This is a genomic window from Stenotrophomonas sp. SXG-1 (assembly GCF_014083965.1).
GTDB classification, from domain to species: domain Bacteria; phylum Pseudomonadota; class Gammaproteobacteria; order Xanthomonadales; family Xanthomonadaceae; genus Stenotrophomonas; species Stenotrophomonas geniculata.
This window is the reverse complement of the sequence record NZ_CP046588.1, coordinates 2,662,985-2,675,746: the sequence shown is the minus strand read 5'-3', so window position 1 is coordinate 2,675,746 and position 12,762 is coordinate 2,662,985. Positions and strand designations below refer to the sequence as shown.

The window sequence follows — 12,762 nt, the reverse complement described above, 5'->3', positions numbered from 1 at the left end:
TGCATAGTGGGAGGAATGGCTGGCAGTACGCCAGCGGGCAGGCCGGGCCTTTCCGGCGCAGATGTTGGATAGGGTATGACGGCAGGCAGTTTCCGCGGCAAGGACAAGACGATGACGGCGCTGGCGTTGTCGTTGCTGGGCGTGGCGTTTGCCGCCTGCGCTGCCGATCCGGAACCCGTGCCGGTCGAATCCCCGGTATTCGGCGCCTGGCGCAACCTGCAGACTGAAGCGGGCTACGCGCCTGCGCAGCGCAATCTGGCGTTTGCCATGCTGCCGCAGGCGGCCACCCGCGGTGACCGATTCGCCATCCTCGATCGTGAGGGCAAGCGCGCGGTGTGCTGCCTGCAGGTGGCCAGCCCCTCGCTGGGCGTGGCCGCGCTGCGCGAGCAGTACCACCTGCCGCAGGCCTGGGTGACCGACCTGAGCAATGGCCGCAGCCCGGCACGTCCCTATGTGCCGCACGTCTATGCGATGCAGCGGGTGGACGAGCTGGCCGACTACAGCTTCGCCGATGTGCCTGGCGCCTACAGCGACCTGGGCGGGCTGCTGATTCCCGAAGGTGCCGCGCTGGAGGCCGACGGCAGCGCCGTCCGCCTGGGGGACATTCGCTATCCGCTGCATTTCCAGCGTCAGCCGCACGCCGATGACGACGGCGCGCTGGATCGCTACAGCCTGCAGGCGGGTGAGGGCGAGGCACCGATCGTGGTTGAAGTGCCGTTCGGCACCTACTGATTGCAGCTTCGCACTGGCTAGAATGCAGCGCGGCGCTGTCTGCCGTGCCTGCTCCGTGAGTCGTTTCCGTGTCCTTGCGCCCCTTCCTGCTGCCGTCCCTGCTGCCGTCCCTGCTGCTGTTGTCCGCCTGCGCCAGCGCGCCGCCGCCGCCGGCCCATTCCGACGCGTTATGGCGATTGATCGAACGTGACTGCCAGGGCGCCGAAGGTCCACGCGGCGACTGCCTGCGCGTGGAGACGGCCGCGGATCGCCGCGATGTGCTGGTCAAGGACGCGCACGGCGACTACCAGTTCCTGCTGATGCCGCTGGACAAGGTCAGCGGTATCGAGAACCGCCGCCTGTACCAGCGTGGTGCACCGAACTACTTCGCTGCAGCCTGGCAGGCGCGCAGCCACACCGAACAGGCCTTGCGGCAACCGCTGCCGCGCAACGTCGCCAGCCTGGCCTTGAACTCGCCGCACGGCCGGTCACAGCACCAGCTGCATATCCATGTGGATTGCCTGCGTGCCGACGTGCTGCAGGCGCTGGACACGCATGCTGCCGCCCTCGGCAGCCGCTGGGCACCGTTGCCGGTGCTGCTGCGCGGCCATCAGTACCAGGCCCGCCTGCTGCCGGGCGCGGAACTGACCGCCAATCCGCTCAATCTGTTGGCCTATGACCTCGCTGGCGTGGACGACGTGGGCCAGTGGAGCCTGGTCGTGGCCGGCCGGGACGAGGTGCAGGGCGGCCCGGGCTTCATTCTGCTGGCGACCCGTGTGGACGCCGGCACCGGCAACGAGGCCAGCGCTGAAGAGCTGCAGGACCACGCCTGCTCGGTGTTGACCGGCGCAGGCGCGTCGCTGGAGCGGGTCCGCTAACCCTGGGGCTGCTGGCGGCTTCGCCAGACCGGTGCGGTCAGCGCCAGCAGCTGGCGATCCTGCCAGCCCTCCAGGTCCAGATGATGGTCGCGCAGCAGGCCTTCCTGCTCGAAGCCGAAGGCGTGCAGCGCAGTGGCGAACGGGTCATTGCAGTCCGGTGGCAGCATCACGAACAGGCGATGCAGGCCGACATCCTCGAACAGGAACGGGCACAGCGCCCGCAGCGCCGCGTCGGTATGCGGGTGCCAGTGTTGCAGCGACAGCAACTCGGCGCTGCGCGCATGCAGCGACTGCAGGCGAATGTGCAGCTGATCCAGCACCGTGCCGTGTTCGTCGTCGAACACCCCCAGCAGCAGCTGGTCGTTGTCCTGCTCCAGACGCGAGCGATGCATGTGGGCGAGAAAGCGTGCCTCCTCGTCGATGTCGCCGGGGTGACGGCGGCCGCGCCGGCGGCGGTCATCGAACAGGCGCCAGCGCGGCAGGTCGGTACGCTGGAAGGGGCGCAGGGTGACCGGTGCGGCCTGCAGCTGCAGCAGGTGACGGCGCAGTACCGGGCGCAACGGGGGAAGGAGGGAGGTGGGATACGGAGTCATCATCCCCGGCACGATGGCCGTGCCCGCAGCGCCACACCATTCAAAACATTGCAAAAGTGTGGCGAATGGCACTGCGGGTCTGATTCGGTTCAGGCATAAGGCCATCAGGCCTGGTCATTTCCGTTGCCCCCCCCATTCAGGACACTTTCGTTACGGGATCGTTATGTGCCGCACAGGCCGCTGTCCCGTACCACCACCCGCCAAACTCCCCAGGAAGCCCATGTCCGCCTCCCACAAGGCGCTGCGCCCGCGTCCGCTGGTGCTCGCACTGTCGTCCCTGATGCTGGTCTCACTGCCGGCCTTCGCGCAGGAAAGCGCACCCACCACATTGCAGGAAGTGAAGGTCACCGGCTCGCGTATTCCGCGCGCCAGTGTGGAGGGGCCCTCGCCGGTGACGGTGATCAGCCGGGAGCAGATCGATGCACAGGGCTACCGCAATGCCTTCGATGCGCTGAGCGCGCTGACCGAGAACACCGGCAACGTGCAGGGCGAGGACTTCGGCAATACCTTCACCCCGGCCGCCAACACCATCAACCTGCGCGGGCTGGGCCCGAACCGCACGCTGGTGCTGGTCAACGGCCGCCGCCAGGCCGACTACCCGCTGGCCTACGAGGGCTCGGTGAACGTGGTCAACCTGGCCAACATTCCCAGTGCGCTGATCGAGCGCATCGAGGTCCTGGCGGCCGGTGCGTCGGCGGTGTATGGCTCCGATGCCATCGCCGGCGTGGTCAACATCATTCTCAAGGACCGCTTTGAGGGTGTGGACGTGAACGTGCGCGCCGGTGGCACCCAGCAGGGCGGTGGTGACAACCAGCGCGCGCAGGTGGTCGGGGGTAGTTCCGGCGAGCGTTGGGATGCGCTGTTCGGCTTCGAGTTCGATGTGCGCAAGGCGATCCATGCGCGCCAGCGCGACTTCATGGATTCGCTGGATGATGACCCGGCCGGCAAGGCGCCGCAGGCGACCGCGATCGCCTATCGCCGCAATGCTGCCACCGGCCGCAATATCGATCCGGGCGTCAACGGCTGCGACGCAGCGTCGGACATCTATGGCGGGAGCGTGTTCCGCGCCAACAACCCGCGCCAGGGCTGGTACTGCGGCAGCAATGAGGCCGCAGCCAGTTACTGGACCGTGCAGACCCAGAAGCGCAACCTCAATGGCTATGGCCTGCTGACCTTCCACGTCAACGAGACCACCGATCTGTTCGCCGATGTCGCCGTGGGCAGCGCGCGCATCTACAACAACACGCGTGCGCCGACCTGGACCTCGGCGCGCAACTACTTCTACAACCAGACCACCGGCAATCTGGAAAGCTGGTACCGCCGCTTCGCGCCGGAAGAAATCGGCGGCCTGCCGCGCAATGCCAACCGCTTCCTGGAAAACTCGTGGTCGTTCAACGTCGGCGCACGTGGCCAGATCGGTGACAGTGGCTGGGACTATGAGGCGGTCTACAGCCGCTCGCGTTACGAGAACCGCACCCGCCGCCCGGTGCTGCTGGCCGGCATCAACGAATACCTGCTTGGTCCGAAGCTGGGCGTACGCAATGGCGTTGAGGTCTATGCGCCGGACCCGGCACGCCTGTTCAAGCCATTGACCCCGAACGAATACGAGGGCCTGTCCGACTACCAGGAAAGCCGCAATGCGGCATGGCTGCAGACCTTCAGCGCCAGCGTCAACGGCCGCCTGTTCGCGCTGCCCGGTGGCGACGCTGCATTGGCAGCGGTGGTCGAAGCCGGCAGCCAGGGCTACCGCAACCGCCCGGACCCGCGCCTGGGAACCGGCGAGTTCTGGAACACCAGTGCAGGCGTCGGCGCCGGTGGCGAGCGTGACCGCTACGCCGCAGGTGTGGAGCTGCAGTTGCCGCTGCTGCAGTCGCTGACCACCACGCTGGCCGGCCGTTACGACCAGTACCGTGCGGGTGGCGAGCACATCGGCAAGGCGACCTGGAGCTTTGGCGTCGAGTTCCGTCCGATCGAGAGCCTGCTGATCCGTGGTACGGCGGCGACCAGTTTCCGGGCGCCGGACATGAACTATGTGTTTGCGACGGAGACGCGCGGTTACAATCCGGGCATGACCGACTACTGGCGCTGCCGCACCGCAGGCCAGTCGTACGACAACTGTGACTACAACGGCCTGTCGATCGACTACAGCAACCGCGCCAATGCGCAGCTGCAGCCGGAATCGGCCAAGTCCTATGGCTTCGGCGTGGTCTGGTCGCCGCTGTCTGGCCTGGATTTCAGTGCCGACTACTACGACATCCGCATCGACAACGAGGTGACCAGCCTCGATACCAGCCGCATCCTGCGTGACGAGGCCGATTGCCGCCTGGGCCGCACGCTGGGCGGCGAAGCGCGCGATATCGGTTCACCGCTGTGCCAGGACGCGCTGTCGCGGGTGATCCGCAACCCGTCCAACGCAACCGTGCAGCCGGACCAGGTGACCCGTGTGCTGATCAATCCGATCAACGCCGCCTCCGAATCGGTTCGTGGCCTGGACCTGAAGGGCAACTGGCGTTTCGATGCCGGCCGTTATGGCCGCTTCACCACGCGCCTGGCCTACACGGTGGTGCTGGAGCACAAATACCGGCAGTTCTCCGATGATCCGGAGCGTGACATCCGCAATTCGCTGGATGACTACCAGTGGCGCAGCAAGGCCAACGGCAGCATCACCTGGAACCAGGGTGACTGGACCACCACGCTGTACGGCAACCGCTTCGGCTCGCTGCCGAAGACCGATGGCAGTGGCCGCATCGCGCCGTATATGACGTACAACGCCAGCGTGTTCCGCCAGTTCGGCGAGAACCTGTCGGTGGGTGTGATCGTCAACAACCTGCGCGACAGCCGCCCGCCGGCGGACAAGAACGGAGGCGGCTGGCCGTTCTACCCGGTCGGCAATTACGACCCGTACGGCCGCCAGTACTGGGTGCAGCTGGATTACCGGTTCCGTTGATCCGGCAGGCGAACGAAAGGCCCGGCATTGCCGGGCTTTTCTTTGTGCAGTGCACCGGTGCTGCCGCTGCGCGCGTGGCATGCTGTGGCGATACCCGGAGGATGATGCGCATGGATGCCAGAGTGTGGAGTGTGATTGCCGTGCTGGCCATTGCCGGTTGCAGCAGCAAGCAGGCGGCCAGTGTGGACGATGCTGCGGAGGAGGCCAGCGCCGCGCCCGTGCCGTCTCTTTCCAATGCAGTGACCGATGCTGGATCAGCGCGCGTGCCAACGGCATCGACGCGTGCGACGGCCGGGCAAGGGCCTGCGGATCTGGAGGGACACTTCCTTGAGGGCGAGCGCTTGCTGTTGACTGAAGGAGCACTGTCGGCGGAAAAGAGCGACGTGATCCTGGGCTCGGACAACGCCTTTGCGCAGGCGATCAGCCAGTTCGAGCAGGATGCGGCGGGCCACCCGGAAGTGCAGGACCTGACCCGGCTCTACAGGACGGCTGCGACCCGGCTCATCGGCAGCGACGGCACGCTGGTGTCTTTTGCCTGTGGCTACAGCCTGTGTGTCGGCGAGATCCGCAGCCGCACCGATGAGGATTTCAGCGCCTGGTCCGAGGCGATCGGCATGGACAAGGCAAGTCCGGTCTACAGCCTGACCACGGCACCGATGACGTGGGGCAGGGACCAGCACGGCGGGCGTTTCGTGTTTTCGGTGGACCCGGCCGCCAACGCCATCACGGGTCGGTAGCGGCGGGACATGCCCGGGACAGCAGTGCGCTACGGCAGCGCCTGTTGGAGGTACGACTCGATGACGTAGCTGAAAGGCTGCTGCTGGCGGTCGCGCAACAGGGCACGCACCTCCAGGATCACGCCGTGATCGCCTTCACCCCGCGGCGGCCAGAACGTCTGGTCAGCCAGGGTCTGGCGCTGGAAACCGAGCGGGCCGACCACGCGACCGAACGGCTCGTCGGTGCTGTCCAGCACCTGGTTCATGGCCGGGCTGAGGTGGCCGGGCAGGTACCAGTTGTCGGCCTCGGACAGCACCCGGCTGCCGCAGACCAGCTGTACGCGGCGATAGCGCAGTTCGGTACCCGGCTTCGCGCCCAGCGACTGCAGAACGTCGGCGGGGGCCGGCTTGTCCTGGCCGTGTATGCGCACTGCACGCACCCGCGCCTGTTCGGCCAGGCCGTGCTCGGCGCACCAGTGTTCCAGCGTGGCGGTGGCGCTCTGCCCGGACAGCACGCGCTGGTGCAGGCGCTCGACCAGTGCCGCCGGGGCGATGCGCTGCTGGCCCGGCGGCGACTGCAGCGGCGCAGCGGCCGCAGCATCAGTGGCGGACAGGCTGGCGATCGGGGCGGCGGCAAGCAGGGACGCGGCCTGCCAGCGGCGGAGGCGATCGTGGCGGTCGGACGGGCCCATGCGGCATCACAACGGAAACAGGTGCCCATGTTACCCGTTCAGGGCTGTGCACGGCGTGGCTGCGACCGGTTGTCGCAGGGTGATCATCGTTCTGGTGAATGTGTGCCATCCAGATATTTCGTTGGCCGATGGTGGCGGCGGGGCGCACGATGGCGGCAGTCTTGGCATTCCGGGAGTTCCCGATGACCCTCCAGTTCATCCACGGCGGTGTCGACCGCCAGGGTGCGCCGCTGCATTTCCATATCCGTGATGGCCGCATCAGCGGCCTCAATGGCGAGGCCGCGCCGGCTGACGGGGCGGAATACGTCGACCTGCAGGGCTTCACGGTGCTGCCCGGGCTGGTGGACGGCCACATCCACCTCGACAAGAGCTTTGTCGGCGACCGTTGGCACCCGCACCAGCCGGTGAACAGCCTGCGTGAGCGGCTGGCGGTAGAGAAGGCGGCGGTGGCGGGTGCAGCACCGATGGTGGACCGTGCCGAGGCGCTGATCCGCCAGTGCAGTGCTTTCGGTACCGTGGCGATGCGCTGTCATGTCGATATCGATGCCAGCACCGGGCTTGGCCATCTCGAAGCCGTACGCGAGGCGGCGTTGCGCTGTGCGGACATCATGCGCATCCAGCTGGTGGCGTTCCCGCAGGCCGGGGTGATGTCCTGTCCGGGTACCGCCGCGGTGCTGGAGCAGGCGCTTGCCGCGGGCGTGGAGGTGCTCGGCGGCATCGACCCGACCACGCTCGATGGTGATGCCGAAGGCCAATTGGCGCTGCTGTTCGGCCTGGCCGAGCACTACGGCGTGCAGCTGGACATCCATCTGCACGAGCCGGGCGAAACCGGCCTGGCCCAGCTGCTGCGCATCGCCGCGCGGACACGGGCTGCCGGCCTGCAGGGGCGTGTTGCGGTCAGCCATGCCTATTCGCTGGGCGACGTGCCGCTGGCGCGCGCGCTGCAGGTGGGCGAAGCATTGGCCACCGCGGGTGTGGCGATCATGAGCAACGCGCCGGGGGATCATCCGTTCCCGCCGCTGCGCGCGCTGCATGATGCCGGTGTGCGCGTGTTCGCAGGCAACGACAACATCCGTGACTGCTGGTGGCCGTATGGCAATGGCGACCTGCTGCAGCGGGCGATGCTGCTGGGCTACCGGTCCGGCTTCTACACCGATGCCGACCTGATGCTGGCGCTGGACATGGTCACCACCCATGCCGCGCAGGCGATCGGCCTACCGCAGCATGGTATTGCCGAAGGCCGGCCGGCGACCTTCGTGGCCGTGCGTGCCGACCACGGCCCGGCGGCCGTGGCTGCGGTGCCGCTGGAGCGCCGCGTGGTGGTCGACGGCCGCTGGCTCTAGATCCACGCCGCGCAACCCCCTGTAGTGCCGAGCCATGCTCGGCGACCTTTCAGGCGTAATCGTCGGCGCGGGTGGCGATGAATTCCTCAAGCCACGCCAGCAGATGGGCGATGTCGATGATCTCGCCCTGCTCGACGCGCTTGAGCAGCAGCGTGCTGGCGCCGATCTGCAGGCTGCTGTCGGCATAGCGCAGCACCGCGTCGATGCCCCAGGCATCGGTCACCTGCATCCAGGCCAGGCCCGGCACGCGCTGGGCCAGGGTGTCACCGAAGGCCACGCCCAGCGCTTCCCAGCCATCGCCGTCGTCACGATCGATCAGCTCGGCATCGACCACGCGCTGCAGTGTGGTGGCCGCCAGCGGCCACTGCACCGGCAACGTCGGAAAGCCGGCGGCCACGCGCGCGGCGATCAGCGAACGCTGGTGCTGCAGATGCGTCTGCAGGGCAGCGGGCAGGGGATCGAAACGGGTGGGGATTTCGTCGGACATGGCAAGGCGCCGTGGGGCACGGAAACATCAGGCACTCTACGAGCCGATGTTGCCGGCCGTGCGGCCGGATTGGCCATGTTTCGATGCGTGATGCGCGAAGTTCATCCACGCATGGCGTGGATCTACTGTGGTCAGTCCGGTTCGCGTTGCACCTGCCGCCACAGCTCGCTGGCCAGTGCGCGCACGGCATCGTCGGCATCGGCACGGTGCAGCAGGCCGATTTCGTAGTTGTCGATCACCGGCAGCTCACGCTCGCCATCGATGATGCGGTGCTCGCGGCTGACCGCGCGGCGCGGCAGCAGGCTGATGCCGATGCCATCGGCCACGGCGCCCTGGATGCCACTGAGCGACGAACTGGTGAAGGCGATGCGCCAGCGCAGGCCCAGCGCTTCCACGGCGTGGATCATCTCGTCGCGGTACAGGCCGCGCGGCGGAAACGTGACCAGCGGCAGTGGGTCCTGCTGCAGGCAACTGCTACGCAGGCTGTCGATCCAGTGCATCGGCTCGCGCCGGCAATGCACCGCCTGGCGACTGTTGCGGCGCTGCTTGACCAGCACCAGGTCCAGCTCGCCGTGGTCGAAGCCCTGCGCCAGGTCACGGCTCAGGCCGCTGCTGATCTCCAGTTTCACCTGCGGGTGGCGGCGGCTGAAGGCGGCCAGCATGCGCGTGGTCTGCGGGTTGACGAAGTCCTCCGGCACGCCGATGCGGACGGCGGTCTCCACCGTCGCGCCGGCCAGCGCCTGTGCCATTTCCTCGTTCAGGTCGAGCATGCGCCGCGCGTAGCCGAGCAGGGTGTGGCCGGCGTCGGTGGGGTGCACATCGCGGTGGCCGCGCTCGAGCAGGCGATGCCCGGCCAGTTCCTCCAGCCGCCGCACCTTCTGGCTGACCGTGGACTGGGTCGAATGCAGGCGCGTGGCCGCCGTGGTGAAGCTGCCGCAGTCGGCCACCATCACCAGCGCCCGCAGCAGGTCCAGTTCGAACAGGGTTCTATTCGATTTGGCACTGTCTTGCATTTGAACATTTCACTTCTGGATACCCGAGCCGACTTCTACCATGCAGGGCAGGGGCCGGCAATGCCCGGCTGTTGCTACCGTCGCCCGGTGCTCCGTGGCGACGGACATGAGGAGTCACTGTCATGCGCGTCCATCGTTCCCCTGGCTGGTCTGCGCCGTTCGCGCGCGTGCTGCTGTTGTGCCTGCTGGCCATGGTCACCCCGGCCTGCACCGCAACGTCCAAAGCCGACGTCGATGGCCGCCTGCGGGATGCTGCCAGCCGCGGTGACGCTGCTGCGGTGCGACAGGCGATCGAGGAGGGCGCCACGCTGGAGGCGCGCGATGGACAGGGCCGCACCGCGCTGCTGCTGGCCACGCATGGCAACAACGTGGATGCCGCGCGCGAGCTGATCGAGGCCGGTGCCGACGTCAACGCCAAGGATGCGTTGCAGGACAGCGCCTACCTGTACGCAGGCGCGCGTGGCCTTGATGAGATCCTGGCGATGACCCTGGCGCATGGTGCCGATCTTCGCAGCACCAACCGCTATGGCGGCACCGCGCTGATTCCCGCCGCCGAGCGCGGCCATGTCGCCACTGTGCGCACGCTGCTGCGGGCCGGCGTGGCGGTGGACCATGTCAACCGGCTGCACTGGACCGCGCTGCTGGAAGCGATCCTGCTCGGCGATGGCGGCGTGCGCCACGTGCAGATCGTGCAGCTGCTGCTGGAGGCCGGTGCCGACCCGGAGCTGGCCGACGGCGATGGCGTAACGCCGCTGGCACACGCGCGCCAGCGCGGCTATACCGGAATTGAATCCCTGCTGCGCCAGCACGGCGCGGTGCGCTGAGCCGCAACCCCTTCCACCCGCACGCTGGGCGTGCCCACCAGGATGCTGTCCATGTTCCGTTCCCGTCCGTTGTCCCTTGCCATCCTCCTTGTGGTGGCGCCGCTGTCGGCATCTGCTGCCGAGCGCGCCGACCTGCTGATCCGTAATGCCACCGTGGTCGACGTCGAGCACGCCAGTACCCTGGCTGGTCAGAGCGTGGTGATCCGCGGCGACGACATCGTCGCTGTCGGCCCGGACGCGCAGCTGCGCAGCCAGTGGAGCGCGACCCGCCAGATCGATGCCAAGGGCAAATACCTGATCCCGGGGCTGTGGGACATGCACGTGCACTTCGGTGGTGGCCCCGCGCTGATCGAAGAGAACAAGGCACTGCTGCCGCTGTACATCGCGCATGGCATCACCACGGTGCGTGACTGTTCCGGCGATCTGCCCGAGCAGGTGCTGCAGTGGCGTGGCGAGATCGCCAAGGGCACCCTGTTCGGCCCGCGCCTGCTGAGTTCCGGCGCGAAGATCGAAGGCATCAAGCCGGTCTGGAAGGGCACGATCGAAGTGGGCAGCGAGGCCGACGCCGACAAGGCAATCGCCCGCCTGCAGCACGACAAGGTCGATTTCGTGAAGATCACCGACAGCACGCTGAAGCCGGAACTGTTCCTGTACTCGGCCAGTGCCGCGCGCAAGGCCGGATTCAAGGCGTCGGGCCACATCCCGATGGCGCTGACCGTGGAGCAGGCGGTCGATGCCGGCCTGGCCTCGATCGAGCACCTGGACTACGCGTTCAAGGCCGGCAGCAAGGACGAGGCGCAGATTGCCGCCGACTTCGAAGCTGGCCGCATCGACCGTGCCGAAGCCAACCGCCGCCTCGACGCCAGCTTCGACCGTGACACCGCAATGCGGGCCTACCGTGATTTCGCCAAGCGTGGCGTATTCGTGACCCCGACCCTCAACGGCGGTCGCATCCTCGACTTCCTCGACCAGGATGACCACGCCAACGACCCGTACCTGGCCTACATCGGCCCGGGCCTGCGCGCGACCTACCAGTGGCGCGTGGACCGCGCGGCGAAGGCGACGCCGGCGCAGATCGGAGCGCGCCACGCGCAGTACCACCAAGTGGCCGCCGTGCTGCCGCTGCTGCAGGAAGCGGGTGTGACGATCATTGCCGGTACTGATGCGGGCTTCCTCAACTCGTTCAACTTCCCGGGCATCGCCCTGCACCAGGAACTGCAGCTGTTCGTGAAGGAAGGCCTGAGCGCACCGCAGGCACTGTCGGCCGCAACCCGTTCCGGCCCGGCCTGGTTCGGCCAGATGGACCGTTACGGTGGTGTCGCGCAGGGCAAGGCCGCCGATCTGGTGCTGCTGACCGCCAACCCGCTGCAGGACATCGCTGCCACCGAGAAGATCGACAGCGTGATCCTGCGCGGCAACGTGTATGACCGCGCCGCGCTGGACAGGATGCTGGCCGACACCAAGGCCAAGGTCGCGGCGTGGAATGCCGAGGCGGCGAAGGCCAATTGATGGTGCGGCGGGGCGGAATCCACGCATGGCGTGGATCTACCGGTTACCGTCCGGGCATCCATACCCGCGATCAGCAGTAGATCCACGCCATGCGTGGATGATGCGGCCGGTGACCTAGCGCGGCGCCGGCCGCATGCCGTGCAGCTGCGGTAGTGCGGCCTTCATCGCATCGATGAAGGCGCGCAGCCGCGGCGGCTGCTGGCGCGCTGCGGGAAATACCACGTGTACCGGCAGTGGCGGTGCCTGCCAGTCCGGCAGCAGCTGCACCAGCCGCCCTTGTGCGAGGTCGTCGGCCACCAGCCAGGCCGAGACCACGGCCGCTCCCAGCCCGGCACATGCGGCCTGCTGCACCACGAACAGGTTGTCGCTGAGCAGGCGCGGGCTGATCGAAAGGGTATGCGCGTGCCCCTGCGCGTCATGCAGCAGCAGTCGTTCGCGGTAGTAGGTGACCAGCGAGATCCACGGCAGTGACTGCGCCTGTTCCGGCGTATTGACTGCCGTGGCGTCCACCAGCGAGGGCGCCGCCACGACGATGCGCGGTACTTCGGCCAGCGGCAGCGCGACCATGCGCGGTTCGTCGACCGGGCCCACCCGCACCGCGCAGTCGATGCCTTCTGCAATGAAATCCGGACGCCGATCTTCAAGGATCCACTCCAGGCTCAGCTGCGGATGCCGGGCGAGGAATGCGAGCATGGTCGGCAGCAGCTGCGCCTGGCCGAAGGCATGCGGCACCATCACCCGCAGACGGCCGCGCAGTGTTTCCGGCTCGCCGTGGAGTTCGGCCTGCAGCGACTCCCATTCGTCGACCACGCGTTGCGCATGGCGCTGGCAGCGCAGGCCATCCTCGGTCAGTTGCAGGCCATGGGTGGAGCGCAGCAGCAGGCGCAGGCTGAGCTGCCGCTCCAATGCCTGCAGGCGTCGGCTGACCGTTGGCTGGGTGGTGCCCAGCTGCGCGGCTGCGGCAGAGAGGCTGCCGGCATCGACGATGCGCAGGAAGGTGCGCAGCAGATCCAGGCGATCGGCGCCAGCGGTGAGGTCGGTCATGCGTA

General features: G+C 67.7%; 12 protein-coding genes. 7 read left to right on the top strand and 5 right to left on the bottom strand.

Going from position 1 to position 12,762, the window contains the following annotated elements; all coding sequences use genetic code 11:
• Window positions 1–75 precede the first annotated feature (75 nt).
• Window positions 76–732, top strand: coding sequence for a hypothetical protein (locus tag GOC52_RS12250; protein WP_010485068.1), 657 nt, complete (start codon window positions 76–78; stop codon window positions 730–732).
• A gap of 68 nt (window positions 733–800) precedes the next feature.
• Entirely contained in the window at window positions 801–1,589 is a 789-nt protein-coding gene (locus GOC52_RS12245) for a CDP-diacylglycerol diphosphatase (protein WP_019337894.1), read from the top strand.
• On the opposite strand, the gene GOC52_RS12240 is transcribed toward GOC52_RS12245, so the two are convergent.
• The gene (locus GOC52_RS12240; protein WP_019337893.1) at window positions 1,586–2,185 is read right to left on the bottom strand and encodes a GNAT family N-acetyltransferase; all 600 of its coding nucleotides are present in this window, start codon (window positions 2,183–2,185) and stop codon (window positions 1,586–1,588) included. The two genes, GOC52_RS12245 and GOC52_RS12240, sit on opposite strands and share 4 nt — an antisense overlap.
• 217 nt (window positions 2,186–2,402) lie before the next feature.
• On the opposite strand from GOC52_RS12240, the gene GOC52_RS12235 reads away from it, so the two are divergent.
• Window positions 2,403–5,129 (top strand): TonB-dependent receptor plug domain-containing protein, encoded by a 2,727-nt coding sequence (locus GOC52_RS12235; protein ID WP_191849557.1) that lies wholly within the window; start codon window positions 2,403–2,405, stop codon window positions 5,127–5,129.
• Between the two features lie 110 nt (window positions 5,130–5,239).
• Window positions 5,240–5,866 (top strand): hypothetical protein, encoded by a 627-nt coding sequence (locus GOC52_RS12230; protein ID WP_049452754.1) that lies wholly within the window; start codon window positions 5,240–5,242, stop codon window positions 5,864–5,866.
• Window positions 5,867–5,895: 29 nt separating this feature from the next.
• On the opposite strand, the gene GOC52_RS12225 is transcribed toward GOC52_RS12230, so the two are convergent.
• Window positions 5,896–6,537 carry a hypothetical protein gene (locus GOC52_RS12225; RefSeq protein ID WP_049452732.1) on the bottom strand — a complete coding sequence of 214 codons (642 nt, stop codon included), beginning with the start codon at window positions 6,535–6,537 and terminating at the stop codon, window positions 5,896–5,898.
• Between the two features lie 182 nt (window positions 6,538–6,719).
• Between GOC52_RS12225 and GOC52_RS12220 the strand changes: the two genes are divergently transcribed.
• Entirely contained in the window at window positions 6,720–7,880 is a 1,161-nt protein-coding gene (locus GOC52_RS12220) for an amidohydrolase family protein (RefSeq protein ID WP_049452730.1), read from the top strand.
• A 49-nt stretch (window positions 7,881–7,929) separates the two neighbouring features.
• On the opposite strand, the gene GOC52_RS12215 is transcribed toward GOC52_RS12220, so the two are convergent.
• Window positions 7,930–8,367, bottom strand: a complete 438-nt coding sequence (locus GOC52_RS12215; RefSeq protein WP_019337889.1) for a DUF3806 domain-containing protein — start codon at window positions 8,365–8,367, stop codon at window positions 7,930–7,932.
• Window positions 8,368–8,498: 131 nt separating this feature from the next.
• Window positions 8,499–9,380, bottom strand: coding sequence for a LysR substrate-binding domain-containing protein (locus tag GOC52_RS12210; protein ID WP_024957553.1), 882 nt, complete (start codon window positions 9,378–9,380; stop codon window positions 8,499–8,501).
• Window positions 9,381–9,502: 122 nt separating this feature from the next.
• Between GOC52_RS12210 and GOC52_RS12205 the strand changes: the two genes are divergently transcribed.
• Both GOC52_RS12205 and GOC52_RS12200 read left to right on the top strand, forming a co-directional pair.
• Window positions 9,503–10,204, top strand: coding sequence for an ankyrin repeat domain-containing protein (locus GOC52_RS12205; protein WP_099560647.1), 702 nt, complete (start codon window positions 9,503–9,505; stop codon window positions 10,202–10,204).
• Window positions 10,205–10,255: 51 nt separating this feature from the next.
• Window positions 10,256–11,713 (top strand): amidohydrolase family protein, encoded by a 1,458-nt coding sequence (locus GOC52_RS12200; RefSeq protein WP_191849554.1) that lies wholly within the window; start codon window positions 10,256–10,258, stop codon window positions 11,711–11,713.
• Window positions 11,714–11,827: 114 nt separating this feature from the next.
• Here GOC52_RS12200 and GOC52_RS12195 read toward each other — a convergent pair whose 3' ends face one another.
• On the bottom strand, window positions 11,828–12,757 hold the full coding sequence (locus GOC52_RS12195; protein ID WP_049452721.1) for a LysR family transcriptional regulator: 930 nt from the start codon (window positions 12,755–12,757) through the stop codon (window positions 11,828–11,830).
• Between the last annotated feature and the right edge of the window lie 5 nt (window positions 12,758–12,762).